The organism is Mesorhizobium sp. M0848 (genome assembly GCF_040319805.1).
Taxonomy (GTDB): domain Bacteria; phylum Pseudomonadota; class Alphaproteobacteria; order Rhizobiales; family Rhizobiaceae; genus Mesorhizobium.
This window is the reverse complement of the sequence record NZ_JAMYOM010000022.1, coordinates 85,895-101,870: the sequence shown is the minus strand read 5'-3', so window position 1 is coordinate 101,870 and position 15,976 is coordinate 85,895. Positions and strand designations below refer to the sequence as shown.

The 15,976-nt window shown below is 62.3% G+C and carries 12 protein-coding genes; 7 read left to right on the top strand and 5 right to left on the bottom strand.

Annotated elements, in window-relative coordinates; translation table 11 throughout:
* Window positions 1–132 precede the first annotated feature (132 nt).
* The 3 genes from guaB to NKH95_RS23895 are packed head-to-tail and all read left to right on the top strand — an operon-like array spanning window position 133 to window position 2,666.
* Window positions 133–1,635: an IMP dehydrogenase gene (gene guaB, locus NKH95_RS23905; RefSeq protein WP_023810190.1), complete on the top strand. Its 1,503-nt coding sequence runs from the start codon at window positions 133–135 to the stop codon at window positions 1,633–1,635.
* On the top strand, window positions 1,586–2,209 hold the full coding sequence (locus NKH95_RS23900) for a hypothetical protein (RefSeq protein WP_352442524.1): 624 nt from the start codon (window positions 1,586–1,588) through the stop codon (window positions 2,207–2,209). The genes guaB and NKH95_RS23900 overlap by 50 nt, the downstream gene beginning before the upstream one ends.
* Window positions 2,210–2,246: 37 nt before the next feature.
* The gene (locus NKH95_RS23895) at window positions 2,247–2,666 is read left to right on the top strand and encodes an MAPEG family protein (protein ID WP_127288888.1); all 420 of its coding nucleotides are present in this window, start codon (window positions 2,247–2,249) and stop codon (window positions 2,664–2,666) included.
* 50 nt (window positions 2,667–2,716) lie between these two features.
* Here the strand turns inward: NKH95_RS23895 and rnd are convergent, their stop codons facing one another.
* The 3 genes from rnd to NKH95_RS23880 form a co-directional block, all read right to left on the bottom strand.
* Window positions 2,717–3,868 carry a ribonuclease D gene (rnd, locus tag NKH95_RS23890; protein WP_023810193.1) on the bottom strand — a complete coding sequence of 384 codons (1,152 nt, stop codon included), beginning with the start codon at window positions 3,866–3,868 and terminating at the stop codon, window positions 2,717–2,719.
* 78 nt (window positions 3,869–3,946) lie between these two features.
* Window positions 3,947–5,188 carry an MFS transporter gene (locus NKH95_RS23885; protein ID WP_352442525.1) on the bottom strand — a complete coding sequence of 414 codons (1,242 nt, stop codon included), beginning with the start codon at window positions 5,186–5,188 and terminating at the stop codon, window positions 3,947–3,949.
* Between the two features lie 133 nt (window positions 5,189–5,321).
* The gene (locus NKH95_RS23880; protein ID WP_352893385.1) at window positions 5,322–6,224 is read right to left on the bottom strand and encodes a DMT family transporter; all 903 of its coding nucleotides are present in this window, start codon (window positions 6,222–6,224) and stop codon (window positions 5,322–5,324) included.
* Between the two features lie 106 nt (window positions 6,225–6,330).
* Between NKH95_RS23880 and NKH95_RS23875 the strand changes: the two genes are divergently transcribed.
* Together NKH95_RS23875 and aspS are read left to right on the top strand one after the other, a co-directional pair.
* Window positions 6,331–7,197, top strand: coding sequence for a LysR family transcriptional regulator (locus NKH95_RS23875; RefSeq protein ID WP_352893298.1), 867 nt, complete (start codon window positions 6,331–6,333; stop codon window positions 7,195–7,197).
* Window positions 7,198–7,336: 139 nt separating this feature from the next.
* Complete coding sequence (gene aspS / locus NKH95_RS23870; protein WP_352893414.1) at window positions 7,337–9,127, top strand: aspartate--tRNA ligase; 1,791 nt, start codon at window positions 7,337–7,339, stop codon at window positions 9,125–9,127.
* 112 nt (window positions 9,128–9,239) lie between these two features.
* Here the strand turns inward: aspS and NKH95_RS23865 are convergent, their stop codons facing one another.
* Window positions 9,240–10,430 (bottom strand): aq_1923 C-terminal domain, encoded by a 1,191-nt coding sequence (locus NKH95_RS23865; RefSeq protein ID WP_127267503.1) that lies wholly within the window; start codon window positions 10,428–10,430, stop codon window positions 9,240–9,242.
* A 328-nt stretch (window positions 10,431–10,758) separates the two neighbouring features.
* Here NKH95_RS23865 and parC point away from each other — a divergent pair, with 328 nt between their 5' ends.
* Both parC and NKH95_RS23855 read left to right on the top strand, forming a co-directional pair.
* On the top strand, window positions 10,759–13,011 hold the full coding sequence (gene parC, locus NKH95_RS23860) for a DNA topoisomerase IV subunit A (RefSeq protein ID WP_352774708.1): 2,253 nt from the start codon (window positions 10,759–10,761) through the stop codon (window positions 13,009–13,011).
* A gap of 319 nt (window positions 13,012–13,330) precedes the next feature.
* Window positions 13,331–14,536, top strand: a complete 1,206-nt coding sequence (locus NKH95_RS23855) for an AI-2E family transporter (protein ID WP_352798858.1) — start codon at window positions 13,331–13,333, stop codon at window positions 14,534–14,536.
* Window positions 14,537–15,028: 492 nt separating this feature from the next.
* Here NKH95_RS23855 and NKH95_RS23850 read toward each other — a convergent pair whose 3' ends face one another.
* Complete coding sequence (locus tag NKH95_RS23850; RefSeq protein WP_352893381.1) at window positions 15,029–15,925, bottom strand: DMT family transporter; 897 nt, start codon at window positions 15,923–15,925, stop codon at window positions 15,029–15,031.
* Window positions 15,926–15,976 lie beyond the last annotated feature (51 nt).

Here is a 15,976-nt window from a genome sequence, read left to right as displayed (position 1 = left end):
CTTTTCATCGGCGCCCGGACGTGGTACCAGCCAGCGCCAATCCTGAAAGGGAAGAAACGAGTCGGCGCTGTCCATTCCGGTCCAGCGCTTTTTTGTATTCCCCCACCGCGTTTTATATTCAAGGGACTGGCTATGGCAAAAATCATCGAAACGTCCACCGGCGCATTGGCGCTGACCTTTGACGACGTGCTGCTACAGCCCGGTCATTCCGAGGTCATGCCCGGCGAAACCGATGTCCGCACCCGCATCGCCGGCGACATCGACCTCAACGTGCCGATCCTCTCGGCGGCGATGGACACCGTCACCGAGGCGCGGCTCGCCATCGCCATGGCCCAAGCCGGCGGCATTGGCGTCATCCACCGTAATTTCTCGCCGGCCGAACAGGCCGAGCAGGTGCGGCAGGTCAAGAAATTCGAATCCGGCATGGTGGTCAATCCCGTCACCATCGGCCCCGACGCGACGCTCGCCGACGCGCTTGGCCTGATGCGCAGCTATTCGATCTCGGGCATTCCGGTGGTGGAGAACGGCGGCAGCGGCGGCCACAAGATCGGACGGCTGGTCGGTATCCTGACCAATCGCGACGTGCGCTTTGCGTCCGATCCGGCGCAGAAGGTCCATGAGCTGATGACCCGTGACAACCTGATCACAGTCAAGGAGAACGTCGACCAGGACGAGGCCAAGCGGCTTCTGCATCAGCACCGCATCGAAAAGCTGGTGGTCGTCGACAGGCAGGGCAATTGCGTCGGATTGATCACCGTCAAGGACATCGAGAAGTCGCAGCTCAACCCGCACGCCAGCAAGGACTCGCAGGGCCGCTTGCGTGCCGCCGCCGCCACCAGCGTTGGCGATGACGGTTTCGAACGCGCCGAGCGCCTCATCGATGCCGGCGTCGACCTTCTGGTGATCGACACCGCGCATGGCCACTCGCAGCGCGTGCTGGACGCGGTGACGCGCGCCAAGAAGCTCTCCAACTCGGTTCGCATCCTGGCCGGCAACGTCGCCACCGCCGCGGGCACGCAGGCGCTGATCGACGCCGGTGCCGACGCCGTCAAGGTCGGCATCGGTCCGGGTTCCATCTGCACCACCCGCATCGTTGCCGGCGTCGGCGTGCCGCAGCTTTCCGCCATCATGTCGGCTGTCGAGACGGCGCACAAATCCGGCGTCTCGGTGATCGCCGATGGCGGCATCAAATATTCCGGCGATCTTGCCAAGGCGCTGGCCGCCGGCGCCAGTGCCGCCATGATCGGCTCGCTGCTGGCTGGAACCGACGAAAGCCCTGGCGAGGTCTATCTGCACCAGGGCCGCTCCTTCAAGGCCTATCGCGGCATGGGCTCGGTCGGCGCCATGGCCCGTGGCTCGGCCGATCGCTACTTCCAGGCCGAGGTGCGCGACACGCTGAAACTGGTCCCGGAAGGCATCGAAGGGCAGGTTCCCTACAAAGGACCTGTGTCCGGCGTGCTGCACCAGCTTGCGGGCGGCTTGAAAGCCGCTATGGGTTATGTTGGTGGCCGTGATCTTGCCGATTTCCGCGAGCGCGCCACTTTTGTGCGCATATCCAATGCCGGACTTCGTGAAAGCCACGCCCATGACGTCACGATTACCCGCGAAAGCCCGAACTATCCCGGCGGAGCCTGACCAGTACGGGCTCGGGCGGAACCTGACGGCAACGATCCTGCGGCTATCGCGCCACGCAGGCGCGCTCTGTTTCCTGTCAGGGGTGGTTTTCATCGCCATGACGGCGCTGGAATTCTTCTATTTCCGCCAGTTGAGCGGCGGCTTGCCGTCACTCGACATGCGCATTTTAGGGTTTACGCCGGACGAAGGCATGGCCTGGCTGACGGCGCTCGGCCGGCGCGGCGGCGAGATCATTCTCGTCTGGCATTATCTGACCTTCGATCTGTTGTTCCCGGCGCTGTTGTCGGTCACGCTGGTCAGCCTCATCCTGGCCACCGGCCGGCGATTGAAGGCTTTCCGCGTGCTGCCGGCGCAGCTGCAGTCGATTTTCGCGTTGGTCCTGGTGCTTCCCTACACGCTTGCACATTACGTTCAGAACTTTGCGGTGGCGCGGCTTCTGTCCGATTTCCTGTCGGCCAACCCGGACTCGCTGTCTTTCGCCTCGGCGCTCACCGTCACCAAATTCGCGCTTTTCGCCATACCGGTGATCGTCATTGCGGCCTTCTGGCTTGCAGGCCAGAAACGCCAGGCCTGATGCCGCACGCGAAGCCCAACCGGGCAGGGGGCACTTGATGAACCAGACCACGATCTTCTGGCCCGTTCTCGCGCATGTGCTGCTGATCTACATCGTATACTGCGTCCTGGGTCGCCGCAGATACGGCGCAGTCAGGTCAGGCGAGGCGAAACCCGGTCAGTTCAAGGTGCGTTCGACCGAGCCGGCCTCCAGCGTCACCGTTGCCGCCAATCTCACCAACCAGTTCGAACTGCCGGTGCTGTTCTATGTGCTGTGCCTGACGCTGCACCTGACCAACGGCGTCAACTATCTGACCCTGGCGCTGATGTGGATTTTCGTCGCGTCGCGCTATTTCCATGCCTGGGTTCACCTGACCAGCAACAATCTGCTGCTGCGCAGCCGGTCATTCTTCGTCAGTGCGGTGATTCTTCTGCTGGGATGGATCTGGTTCGCGCTGCACCTGCTCGGCGCGGTCTGAGCAGAGCAGCTCTCCCTTCCCCATTTGCGGGAGAAGGAAAGAACGCTCGTCTACAGATCGAACACCGCTATCTTGCGTTTGTCGAACTTGATGCCGATCTCGCCGCGCACCAGCTTGAGCGCGGCCTCGCCGAACACCGCGCGGCGCCAACCCTGCAGGGCCGGTACGTCGGCCTCCTCGCCCTCGGCGGCGATACGGTCGATGTCGTCGCTGGAGGCCAGCACCTTCGAGGCGACGCCTTCCTTTTCGGCGACGATCCGCAGCAGCACCTTCAACAGTTCCGCCGCGGCGCTCGAGCCCTCGGGCGGCTGGAAACTCTTCGGCAATTTCGGCATCTGCTCCTTGGGCAAGGCAAGTGCGGTGTTGACCGCGCCGAGCAGCGCCGTTGCCGTCGACGAGCGCTCCCAGCCCTTCGGTGTCGTGCGCAGCTTGCCGAGGGCTGCCGTGTCGCGCGGCGCCTGCTGCGCCACCTCGTAGATCGCGTCGTCCTTGAGCACGCGGCCGCGCGGGACGTCGCGTTCGCGCGCCTCGCGCTCACGCCACGCCGCAACGCCCTGCACGATCGCCAATTCCTGCGGTTTGCGCAGCCGCATCTTCAGCCGCTTCCAGGCGTCCTCGGGATGCGGATCATAGGTTTCGCGTGAGGTCAGCACCTCCATCTCCTCGTTGAGCCAATGGGCGCGGTTTTCCCGCTCCAATTCGGCGCTGAGGTGCTGATAGACCTCGATGAGATGCGTGACGTCGGCCAGCGCGTAGTCGAGCTGCTTGTCGGAAAGCGGCCGGTGGCGCCAGTCGGTGAAGCGCGACGACTTGTCGAGCCGCGCGCCGGTAATGCGCTGCACGAGCTGATCGTAGGAAACACTGTCACCGAAGCCGCAGACCATCGCCGCCACTTGCGTGTCGAACACCGGATGCGGAACCAGATCGCCGAGGTGGACGATGATTTCGATGTCCTGCCGCGCGGCGTGGAAGACTTTGACCACCGCTTCATTGGCCATCAGCCTGAAGAACGGCTTCAGGTCGATATCGGGCGACAGGGGATCGATGAGTGCTGTCACGCCGGGTGCAGCCATCTGGATCAGGCACAGGATCGGCCAAAAGGTCGTTTCCCGAATGAATTCGGTGTCGACGGTGACGAAATCCGACTTTTCGAAAGCGGCGAGAACGGTCTCGAGTTCTTTCTGGGTGGTGATGACGTTCATCAAATCGCTTTTGACAGGAGTAAGGTCTTCCTAGATTTCAGCCGCCGGGGCTTTCGTCAAGCTTTGGCACCGCCATCATCAGGTTCCCGGACCATCGGAATCGTCGTTTCTCCTGGCCAGCCGCGCGAAAACCGTCGAAGTGCGCAGGAGCGCGGTGAAGCGGCCGCGCCTGCCTGCCGGCACACCGGACCGGGCCTGCATGCGGTAAAGGATGACGGCGATGAAGATCGCATAGACCACCGCGCTGAATACAAACAGGGCGCCCGGTCCGAAATATTGCATCGCGGTCGAGGCGGCGAACGGGCCGCCAATGGCGCCGAAGGAATAGAACAGCATCAGCGCCGCGTTGATCAGCACGAACTCGCCCGTGTCGGCGCGATCGTTGGAATGCGCCGCCGACAGCGAATAGAGCGGCATGGCGAAACAGCCGAAGATGAAGATGAGGATGAAGTTGAGCGCCGGATTGCTGCCGGCGATGAACACCAGCGCCAGCGCCGAAAACATCGCACAGCAGGTCGTCATCAGCAGCACCCGGCGCCGGTCCCAGCGGTCGGAGAGGTAACCCAGCGGATACTGGATGATGGCGCCGCCGAAAATGCCGACGCTGACGAAGGTGACGACATCGGCGACCGACATGCCGATCTGCTCGGCGTAGACCGGCGACAGGGTGCGAAAGGCGCTGTTGGTGACGCCGACGGCGACGCAGCCGAAGCAGCCCAGCGGCGAAATCCGCCAGACGCGCGCCAGGTCGAGCTTGACCTCTTCGGGTGGTGCCGGGTTGGAGCGGTCGCCGAGCGACACCGGCACCAGCGACAAGGTGATCATCATCGACATGATGGCGAATATGGCGAAACCGCCGGCGCCGAAGACCGGGATCAGGAACTGGGCTGATGTCACCGAACCGATGTCGACCATCCGGTAGATCGCCAGCACGCGTGCCCGATCGTGATTGCCGACGCCGGAATTCAGCCAGCTTTCGACGATGGTGAACAGCCCGGCGAAGCAGAAGCCGCCGGCAAGGCGCACCGCGCACCACATCACCGGATCGATGACCAGCACCAGAAGCAAGGTGCCCACCGAGGCGATCGCCGCCAGCGCCGAAAACGCCCTGATATGGCCAACCGCCTTCATGATGCGGGTGATGGCCAGGCAGCCGAGCAGGAAGCCGGCAAAGTAGAAGGTGCCCATCAGGCCGATGTCGGAAGCCGAAAACCCTTCCTGCGCGCCGCGCAGCGCGATCAGCGTGCTCTGCAGCCCATTGCCGCCGAGCAAAATGCCGGCGGCGAGAAGGAGCGGGATCATCGGGCGGATGGAGGACATGAAGAGGCGATCACGTGTCGGTGATCCCTTCTTGGACCATCACCCTGGCCAACGCCAGCAGCAATTCCCTGCGCCAACAGGGATGATCGCTATATTTGCCTGGATTCGTTTCCGCGTTTTGCTTGGTCAGCGCTCAAGGCTGCCGGCGACGTGACTGCCGATCGTCGGGCCACAGGCTGAGCCGCTCGGCTGCTCCCGTTGCGATGCCTATGCCTGCGAGGACTGCCACCAGCCCGACAATCAGGTTCGCGCTTACTTGTTCGCCCAGGAAGACAACACCAAAGATCGATGCCGTCACCGGATTAACCGCAACGGAGACGGCAACCAGTGTCGGCGACGCGCGCTCGAGCGCGAATGCCCAGAGGAAGAAAATGAAGGCGCCGCAAATTATGGCCAGATATGCGCTTGCGATCCACTGAGGTGCGCTGAGAGTGGCAAGTCGCGCGAAGCCTCCGCTCGAAACCATCAGGACCGATAGGCAGACCGCGCCTACGCCCATGCCAAACGCCACGAATGGGATTGGCGCGGTGCGGGATAGAAATGGTCTCGACCAGACGTTGTAAAGCGCCATGCAGAAAGCGGCCGCGACCATGAGAAGATCTCCGCGCCAGGCATCTGGGGGAGCAGTCGTCAGGCTCGTGCCGAGCGCTACGGCCACCCCTGCCATTGCGATCAGGACACCGACGATCTTGCGGATGGTCGGCGGCTCGATCCTCAGAACTGCCGCGGCAAGCATTGTGAGCAGAGGCAGTGTCGAAAGCGCAAGCGCACCTCGCGCGGCCGTCGTGTAGACAAGGGCTCCATTGAAGAGCACCGGAAACAGCCCGAAGAACAGAAGACCCAATGCACCAGTGCCGAGCCAGTCGCTCTTCGGCGGCCACCTGTCTCGTCGCCAGAGAGCTACGGCGGCCAAAACCAGAAAGCCGCCGCCGAACCGGACCGCACCGATAGCGAGAGGATCGAGCGTGCCCGCGAGATATCGCGTTGCGCCAACGGCGGTGCCCCCAAAAGCGCTGGAGAGAATCGCGGCGAGCACTCCTGTGATTTCCATGGTTCCCGACCTTGCTGGCTCGGAACCGGGGATATCGGAAGACGGGCCATAAGGAATCGAATATGCTCAATGAGTTTGATAACATTCCACTATGAGTATCCCGAATCTCGATCCGGACCTTCTGCGGGCCTTTGTCGTCGTTGCCGAGCGACTCTCGTTCACGCGAGCCGCCGAGCAGCTCAATAGAACGCAGGCGGCCGTCAGCTTGCAGGTGAAACGTCTTGAGGAGCGCATCGAGACCATCTTGTTCCGGCGCTCGACAGCCCGCGTTGAACTCACCGCCGCCGGGGAGGGCTTTCTGATCGATGCCCGCCGCATACTTGCTCTCAATGAGCAGGCGATTGCGCGTGTTTCCGGTCAGCAGGTGGCCGGACAGGTTCGCATCGGGGTCATGGAAGATTATGGCACCAAGATCCTGCCGCGCCTCCTTTCTGGCATCGCCGAGCGATTTCCGTTGGTGCAGGTCGAAATGGAGATTGGTCTCACCGCCCGGCTCCTGAAACGGCTTGGGTCGTCGTTCGACGCCGTCATCGCCATGCACCCGGAAGGCACGACCGAGGGGGATCTGATATGCCGCGAAAGGGCGATTTGGGCGGCGGCGGCGACGCGGGCCGTCGAGGAACTCGATCTGCTGCCCGTCGCTCTGTCGAGCCCCGATTGCCTGTTTCGTTCCTGGGCCATTGAGGCGCTCAACAAGGCAGGCCGGCCATGGCGGTTGGCCTATGTCAGCCCGAGCCTCTCAGCCACGGAGGCAATTGTCGAACAGGGCCTGGCGGTCACCGTGGTCAAAGGCAGCATGCTTGCGCCAGGCCTGCGAGATGTCCATCCCGGCCGGCATGTGCCGCCGCTGCCGGGGGCGGAGATACGCCTTCATCATGCCGCAACGTCGTCCGCCAGCGCTGCATTGGTCGTCGAACACCTTGCTCAGCGTCTTCGGCTATCGGCACTGGGCTCGTAGGTCGCCTGGGAAAGCGGAACCGAGATACCAACCCGGGCCACTTACCTTGACAAATCCAACCTCCCATGCGCTTTTCGCGCAAATTTTCAGGCTGAGCTGTGATGCTTCGGCCCCAGCACCCCGGACTTTACCAATGACAATGCACCGTTACCGCAGCCATACCTGTGCCCAGTTGAGGAAGAGCGACGTTGGCTCGACCGTTCGCCTGTCCGGCTGGGTGCATCGCGTGCGCGATCATGGCGGCCTGCTCTTCATCGACCTGCGCGACAATTATGGCCTGACCCAGATCGTCGCAGATCCCGATTCTCCGGCCTTCAAGGTAGCCGAGACGGTGCGCGGCGAGTGGGTCATCCGCGTCGACGGCGAGGTGAAGGCGCGCTTGCCCGAGACCACCAACGCCAATTTGCCGACCGGCGAGATCGAGATTTTCGCCCGCGAGATCGAGGTGCTGTCGGCGGCCAAGGAATTGCCGCTGCCGGTGTTCGGCGAGCCGGACTATCCCGAGGATATCAGGCTGAAATACCGCTTTCTCGACCTGCGCCGCGAGACGCTGCACAAGAACATCATTGCGCGAACGAAAATCATCGCCGAAATGCGCAAGCGCATGGGCGATGTCGGCTTCACCGAATTCTCGACGCCGATCCTCACCGCCTCGTCGCCGGAAGGCGCGCGCGACTTCCTGGTGCCGTCGCGCATCCACCCCGGCACCTTCTACGCGCTGCCGCAGGCGCCGCAGCAGTACAAGCAGCTGATCATGGTGTCGGGCTTCGACCGCTATTTCCAGATCGCGCCCTGCTTCCGCGACGAGGATCCGCGCGCCGATCGTCTGCCCGGCGAATTCTACCAGCTCGACCTCGAAATGAGCTTCGTCGAACAGGACGACGTGCTGTCGACCATGGAGCCGGTCATGCGCGGGGTCTTCGAGACCTTCGCCAACGGCAAGCCGGTGACGCAGAAATTCCAGCGCATCCCCTATGATGTCGCCATGCGCAAGTACGGTTCCGACAAGCCGGACCTGCGCAACCCGATCGAGATGCAGGCCGTTTCCGACCATTTTCGCGATTCCGGCTTCAAGGTGTTCGCCAACATCCTGGCCAACGATCCGAAGGCCGAAGTATGGGGCATTCCGGCCAAGACCGGCGGCAGCCGCGCCTTCTGCGACCGCATGAATTCCTGGGCGCAGGGCGAGGGCCAGCCGGGGCTGGGCTATATCTTCTGGCGCAAGGAGGGCGACAAGCTCGAAGGCGCCGGCCCGCTCGCCAAGAACATCGGCGAGGAGCGCACCGAGGCGATCCGCCTTCAACTCGGCCTTGCCGATGGCGACGCCGCCTTCTTCGTTGCAGGCGATCCGAAGAAATTCGTCTCCTTTGCGGGTGCCGCGCGCACGCGCGCCGGCGACGAACTGAACCTTGTCGATCGCGAGCGTTTCGAACTGTGCTGGATCGTCGACTTCCCGTTCTTCGAGTGGAACGAGGAAGAGAAGAAGATCGACTTCGCCCACAACCCGTTCTCGATGCCGCAAGGTGGCATCGATGCGCTGAATGGCGAGGACCTGCTCGGCATCAAGGCGTTCCAGTACGATATGGTCTGCAACGGGTTCGAGATCGCCAGCGGCGGTATCCGCAACCATCTGCCCGAAACCATGGTCAAGGCGTTCGAGACGGTCGGGCTGGATCGCGCCACGGTCGAGGAGCGCTTCGGCGGCCTCTATCGTGCCTTCCAGTATGGCGCGCCGCCGCATGGCGGCATGGCCGCCGGTGTCGACCGCGTCGTCATGCTGCTGCTCGGCGCCAAGAACCTGCGTGAGATCACCATGTTCCCGATGAACCAGCAGGCCTACGATCTGTTGATGAACGCACCGTCGGAAGCGAGCCCGCAGCAGCTTCGCGAGCTGGCGCTGCGCGTTGCCGTGCCCAAGAAGGACGCCTGATCGCGCTTCGGGCGATGCCTTAAAGAACCGCCCGAACCGATTCTTTCGATTCGCTGATCCCGACAAAAAAAGCCCGGCATGCCGGGCTTTTCGCATATTGAGATCGCTTCGATCAGTCTTCGTTGGCCTTGACGGTGACGCCGAGCGTCTTCGGCAGGTCGAGCGGGTTGGACATGGCGCCCGCCATGATCAGTGCGAACGGCACGGATGCCGGCGGCTCGGCCGAGATTTCGAGGCTCTTCGGATCGTCGAGGAATTTGCTGACCGCGGCCGTAACCTGCGCCGTCAGTTCCGGATTGTTGAGCTGCGCCATGCCGAACGGCACGATCGCCTTGGCCTGGTTGGCGATGTCCTTGCCGGACATGCCTTGCTGCTTGCCGACATAGTCCAGAACCTTGTTGGTCAGCGAATCGTCGTCGAAGCGGATCGAGGCGCTGTTGAACGAAAGCTGCTGCAACAGGCCGAGCATGGCCATGCCTTGCGCCGAATTGTCGGCGCCTTCAGGCTGTGCCGCCATCTTCTTCTGCATTTCCTGCAGCGACTTGATAAAATCCAGCGTGTAGCCGCCGAGATTGAAGGTCATGCCGAGCGTGCCGGCATTCTCGACCGAGATGTCGTATTTCGACAGTTCCATCTTGCCGTCCGTGGGCTGCCAGGTGCCGGCCATTTCGAGATTGCCCGCGATGTTCTGGTAGCCGAGCGCGTTGATGACTTCCTTGGACTTGGGATCGTCCACCAGCGTCAGGTCGGCGTTGAATTTCTCCGTGGTGGCGGTGAATTCCATTGCCTTGCCGTCCGCCGGCGGCGTGATTTCGATGGCAAGCCCGTCCATCGAGAAGGCGGTCTTGTCGGCGACCTTGACGGTCATGTTCGAGAGTTCGGCGGACTTGTACATCATCAGCGAGCCGAGCGGGCCGGTGGCGCCGTCGGCCGGAACTGTCATGTCATGGATGACGAAGGGGCTGAGGTCGAGGGTGACGCCGTCCTTGCTGTGTGTGAAGGCAGCCGTCGATACGGTGGCGATGTCATAGCCGCCATTTGCCTCGGTCACACCTTCGAGTTTGACGTCGCCGATGGGAAGCGCTTCCTTCTCCGCCGCCGGTTTGATGGCAACGCCCTGCAGCACCATGCTGGTGTTGTCGCCGGTCACGCCGGTCCAGGTGATGTCGACACCTTGTGCGACAAGCGCGGCCTTCAGCCGGTCGGCCACTGCCGTATCCTGTGCGAGGGCCGCATTCAGCGGCAGCGTGAGCAAGAAGGTCGAAAGGGCTAATTTCCTAAGAGTTGAGCGTTTGATTGTCATCGCAAGGTCCCTGAGAGTGTCCTGAAATTGTTTTTCAATTATTTGCGCCATCACCATTCCGTGACGAACTGGACCGGAAAAAGGCGTGTCCCGGCACAATGGTCAAAAATCGCGGTGAAAGGCAAACCTGATCCCGCCGTCTTTGCGCAAACCGGTGAATTTGTCATGAAGAGCCGATAGCCGGATACTCGTCACGCTTGGCCATAGAACCCGCATGTAACAGCCTGATGTTGGCCGACATCCCCCGCGGTGCGGTTTCATGTTGCAGAAGGGCCGGTATCTCTGTCGGGCTCTTGCCGCGAATCACCCGCTCGGCTAGTCCGAGCCCATGGGAAAAAGGCTTTTGCCGCCTGAAAATGGCGGTGGCGATCATATCGAGCCGGTCGATCTGAAGAAGGCGCTGGAAGAGCGCTATCTCGCCTATGCGCTGTCGACCATCATGCACCGGGCGCTGCCCGACGTGCGCGACGGACTGAAGCCGGTCCATCGCCGCATCATGCACGCCATGCGCCTGCTGCGGCTCAACCCCGACCAGGGCTTTGCCAAATGCGCCCGCATCGTCGGCGAGGTGATGGGCAAGTTCCACCCGCATGGCGACCAGTCGATCTATGACGCGCTGGTGCGGTTGGCGCAGGATTTTTCGATGCGCTATCCCCTGGTCGACGGGCAGGGCAATTTCGGCAACATCGACGGTGATAACGCCGCCGCCATGCGCTACACCGAAGCGCGCATGACCGATGTGGCGACCGAACTGTTGTCCGGCATCACCGAGGATGCCGTCGATTATCGGCCGACCTACAATGAAGAAGACGAGGAGCCGGTGGTTTTGCCCGGCGCCTTTCCGAATCTGCTGGCCAACGGCTCGTCCGGCATCGCGGTGGGCATGGCGACATCGATCCCGCCCCACAACGCCGCGGAGCTTTGCGATGCCGCACTTCACCTGATCGAAAACCGGGACGCGCCGGTGGCGAAGCTGATGGACTTTGTCCAGGGGCCGGATTTCCCGACCGGCGGTATCATCGTCGACAGCCGCGCCTCGATCCTCGAAGCCTACGAAACCGGCCGCGGTGGCTTTCGCGTGCGCTCGAAGTGGTTCCAGGAGGACCAGGGCAGGGGTACCTGGAGCATCGTCGTCACCGAAATTCCCTATGGCGTGCAGAAGGCGCGGCTGATCGAGAAGATCGCCGAGCTGCTGATGGCGCGCAAGCTGCCGCTGCTCGAGGACATCAGGGACGAAAGCGCCGAGGACATCCGCGTCGTGCTGGTGCCGAAGAGCCGTTCGGTCGACCCCGGCATCCTGATGGAATCGCTGTTCAAGCTCACCGAACTCGAAAGCCGCTTCCCGCTCAACATGAATGTGCTGTCGCGCGGTAAGGTGCCCAATGTGCTGTCGCTGAAGGGCGTGCTGCAGGAATGGCTCGAGCATCGCCGCGACGTTTTGGTCCGCCGCTCGAAACACCGCCTCGGTGAGATCGAACGGCGCCTGGAAATCCTTGCCGGTTACCTGATCGCCTACCTCAACATCGACGAGGTGATCAGGATCATCCGCGAGGAGGATGAGCCAAAGCAGGTCATGATGGCCCGTTGGTCGCTCACCGACACCCAGGCCGAAGCCATCCTCAACATGCGGCTGCGCGCTTTGCGCAAGCTGGAAGAATTCGAGATCCGCAAGGAATTCGACGGACTGAGCGCCGAGAAGAAGCAGATCGAGGCACTGCTTGCTTCGAACGAGAAGCAGTGGGCGACGATCAAATGGGAAGTCACCAACATCCGCGACAAGTTCGGTCCGGAGACCGAACTCGGCAAGCGCCGCACCCAGTTCGCCGACGCGCCCGAGCATGATCTGACCGACATCGCACATGCCATGATCGAGCGCGAGCCGGTCACCGTCGTCGTCTCGGAAAAGGGCTGGCTGCGGGCGATGAAGGGGCATCTGGCCGATCTCTCGACGCTGACCTTCAAGGAGGGCGACAGCCTCAAGCTCGCCTTCCATGCCCAGACCACCGACAAGGTGCTGGTCTTCACCACCGGCGGCAAATTCTACACCATCGGCGCCGACCGGCTGCCTGGCGGGCGAGGCCATGGCGAGCCGATCCGCATCATCGTCGACATGGACAATGACCAGGACATCGTCACCGCCTTCGTTCACGACCCAAAGCGCAAGCTGCTGCTGGCCTCGCACGACGCCAACGGTTTCATCGTGCCGGAGGAGGAAGTCGTCGCCAACACCCGCAAGGGCAAGCAGGTGATGAACGTCAAGGCGCCGGACGAAGCCAAGCGCTGCATCCCGGTCACCGGTGACCATCTCGCCATCGTCGGCGAGAACCGAAAGATGCTGGTGTTCGCGCTCGCCGAGATTCCGGAGATGGGCCGCGGCAAGGGCGTGCGCCTGCAGAAATACAAGGATGGCGGCCTTCTCGACCTCAAGCCGTTCACGCTGGAGACCGGCCTATCCTGGCAGGATTCGGCCGACCGCACTTTCATCCGGTCGCGTGAGGAACTGACTGAGTGGATCGGCGCTCGCGCCTCAGCCGGACGCATGGTGCCGAAGGGATTCCCGAGGACGGGGAAATTTGGGTAGCGGCAGTTTTCAGGTTTGAAAATCTCAGGCGCTAGCAATCCTTCACACCCCCCTCTGTCCTGCCGGACATCTCCCCCGCAAGGGGGGAGATCGGAAGCTTCGCCCTTTCTGCCCGCTTTTCCAATGTTGGCGATTTGCGAAAGCCGACATGACAGCCAATCTCCCTCCTTGCGGGGGAGATGTCCGGCAGGACAGAGGGGGATGCTGGCCCGCGGCGACGCCAATGGCGCGCGCAGCTCCATCACCATTTGGACTATCGTCACGATTGCTGCACTATATCAGTGCATAGACAGGAGGGGTGTTTGGGAGAGCCAGGCGTTTGAAGGAAGCAAGAATCCAGAAACCGGAACGGCAGCAGCGCCTGTTCGGCCTGTCGACGCCGCTCAGGTCCGCCGTCATCCCGCCGCTGTCGGCGGCGCGCTGGCTGCTGGTGCTGATCGTCGCCGCCGGCGTTTATTTCTTCCACGGCTTCCTGTTTCCGGTGCTGGCGGCGCTCGTCATCGCTTTCGCCAGCTGGCCGCTTTACCGCCGCCTGCTTGTCGCGGTCAGTGGCAACCGCACCATCGCCGCGACCTTAGCCATCCTCTTCATCCTCGCCTTCCTGGTGATCCCGATCGCGCTCGCCGGCACCTATGCGATCAACGAGGTCCGCGAATGGGTCGCCTGGGCGATCGAGACCAACCGTCATGGCGCGGTGACACCGCACTGGATCGCCACGCTGCCTGTCGTGGGCGAGTGGCTGAACCAGCAGTGGACGACCAATTTCGGCCATCCAGGCGGCATCGGTGAACTGATCCAGCTGGTCAGCGGCGCCAATATCGGCAGCATCTATCGCGGTGTGCTGGCGGCCGGCGGCAGCGCTTTCGGCCTGCTGTTGACGCTTTTGTTCATGATGATCGCGCTGTTCTTCGCCTATCGCGACGGCGAGCATTTTGCCGGCCAGGTCGACCGCCTCGGCGAGCGCATCCTGCCGGCCAGATGGGAGCGGATCTCGCGCGTCGTGCCGGCAACGATCTCTTCGACGGTGACCGGTATGACCGTCATCGCCATCGGCGAAGGCCTGGTGCTCGGCATTGCCTATTGGCTGGCCGGCGTGCCGTCGCCGGTAACCCTCGGCGCCCTGACCGGCGTCATGGCGCTGATCCCCGGCGGTGCACCGCTGTCCTTCACGCTGGTCTCGATCTACCTCGCCGCCAGCGGATCGCCGATGGCCGGGCTGGCGCTGTTCCTGTGGGGCGCGGTCGAGCTGTTCATCGTCGACAAGACATTGCGCCCGAAACTCGTCGGCGGGCCGATAAAACTGCCCTTCCTGCCGACCTTTTTCGGCCTGATCGGCGGCGTCAAGACCATGGGGTTTCTCGGCCTGTTCATCGGCCCGGTGCTGATGGCCCTGCTGGTCGCAATCTGGCGCGAATGGCTGCGCGAGGTCGAACTGGCCGATGACGTCGCTCCCGATGCCGTGGCCGAGATCGAAGGCGGGCCACCACAGATCGAGATTGTCGCCGAGAAAAAGGCCAGAGTCTGATCTTCAGGATCACAACACGGCTCACCTGGCATCGCGTTTGGGGAGTATCCTGCGCATGTTTTTGCGATTCGTTCGGCCAAGAATCATTGAGGGCACGCAGGCGCGCGAAGGTTTTTTTGCCGCTGCCTACGAATTGCGAGGCCAAACGGATGTTGATCAACACACGTTGGATCGGCTGGAAGATAGTCTTGCCTGGTTTCGACAGAACCTTCCGATACCGCACGTTTCAACCTTTCAAGATCGAAAGGTTTTTACCGGAAACAGACGACCCAGGGAATAAGCTGGTTCAAGCCAACAGCAACTGAACATTTGGCAAGGGCTTATGATCTCGCGGCGTTCCTTGCGCAGCATGGGCATCATGTCGAGGTCATGAAGAGTTCCCGTCTAGGATATGTCGTCTACGAGGACGAATACCAGATCGTTGCAGAGCCTTTTTCAGATACTGCAACGCGTTGAGTGCACTGAGGGTCTGGAACGACGGCTGTCCACCCTCTAAGTCGGGTAAGCGACGGCGAGTGCCGCCCGGCGCTTGCGCCCCTCCTGCAGTTGCCACAGCGAATGGGCGATCAGCGTCACGATCAGGATCCCGCCGCCGACCAGGCTGTTGCGCGTCGGCGTTTCGGCAAAGATCATCCACACCCAGACCGGCGCCAGCACCGTTTCGAGCAGGTAGAACATCGCCACTTCAGGCCCCGAAATGTATTTCGGTCCATTGGCGAGGCAGAAGAACGCTATCGGCATGATGACGGCGCCGTTGAGGATGATCCACCATGGCGCCTCCACCTGAAAGCCGGTCTTGGAGACCATGAACGCCGCCAGCCCTAAAGGCAGGACGACGCCGATCAGTGAGGTAAAGCCCATATCCTTGCCGCTGGCGCGCGAGATGGTGATGGCGCAGGCGATCAGGAAGGCCGAACACAATGCCATCAGGTCGCCGAACAGATGTCCGGTGCCGACGGAATCGCCGACGATGATGACGACGCCGACAATCATCATGGCCAATGCCGCAAGGGTCAGCGGCCGCGGCCGCTCCTTCAAGAACACCCATGAAAGCAGCGCGGCGAACATGGTTGTGAAGGCCAGGATGAACACCAGGTTGGCGGTCGAGGTGTTGTAGACGCCTGTGATGAACGCAATCGCGCCGAGCCCGTAGATCGCGGCAACGATCAGGCCCGACCAGCCAGGTATCAGCTGCGGCGCATTCTTGCTGAATGAGCGCCAGATGGTCCACATGATCAGTGCCGCGGCCAAGGTGCAGCCGGTGCGCAGCAGCAAGATTGTCCACGCCTCGCCATGGGCGAGCCGGATCAGCGGGATATCCACGGTCAGCGTCAGCCCGCCAAATGCGGTGAGCAGAAGTCCTTTGGTGTGAGTATCGTGAGACGACATGCAGCGACTTTCACAATGAATTTGGGAGAGGATGGCGGACCGGCGCAATCG

What these genes read in the sequence shown, in the direction of transcription:
- guaB (WP_023810190.1), top strand. Translation starts at nt 133, where the DNA reads ATGGCAAAAATCATCGAAACGTCCACCGGCGCATTGGCGCTGACCTTT.
- NKH95_RS23900 (WP_352442524.1), top strand. Translation starts at nt 1,586, where the DNA reads ATGACGTCACGATTACCCGCGAAAGCCCGAACTATCCCGGCGGAGCCT.
- NKH95_RS23895 (WP_127288888.1), top strand. Translation starts at nt 2,247, where the DNA reads ATGAACCAGACCACGATCTTCTGGCCCGTTCTCGCGCATGTGCTGCTG.
- rnd (WP_023810193.1), bottom strand. Translation starts at nt 3,868, where the DNA reads ATGAACGTCATCACCACCCAGAAAGAACTCGAGACCGTTCTCGCCGCT.
- NKH95_RS23885 (WP_352442525.1), bottom strand. Translation starts at nt 5,188, where the DNA reads ATGTCCTCCATCCGCCCGATGATCCCGCTCCTTCTCGCCGCCGGCATT.
- NKH95_RS23875 (WP_352893298.1), top strand. Translation starts at nt 6,331, where the DNA reads ATGAGTATCCCGAATCTCGATCCGGACCTTCTGCGGGCCTTTGTCGTC.
- aspS (WP_352893414.1), top strand. Translation starts at nt 7,337, where the DNA reads ATGCACCGTTACCGCAGCCATACCTGTGCCCAGTTGAGGAAGAGCGAC.
- NKH95_RS23865 (WP_127267503.1), bottom strand. Translation starts at nt 10,430, where the DNA reads ATGACAATCAAACGCTCAACTCTTAGGAAATTAGCCCTTTCGACCTTC.
- parC (WP_352774708.1), top strand. Translation starts at nt 10,759, where the DNA reads ATGGGAAAAAGGCTTTTGCCGCCTGAAAATGGCGGTGGCGATCATATC.
- NKH95_RS23850 (WP_352893381.1), bottom strand. Translation starts at nt 15,925, where the DNA reads ATGTCGTCTCACGATACTCACACCAAAGGACTTCTGCTCACCGCATTT.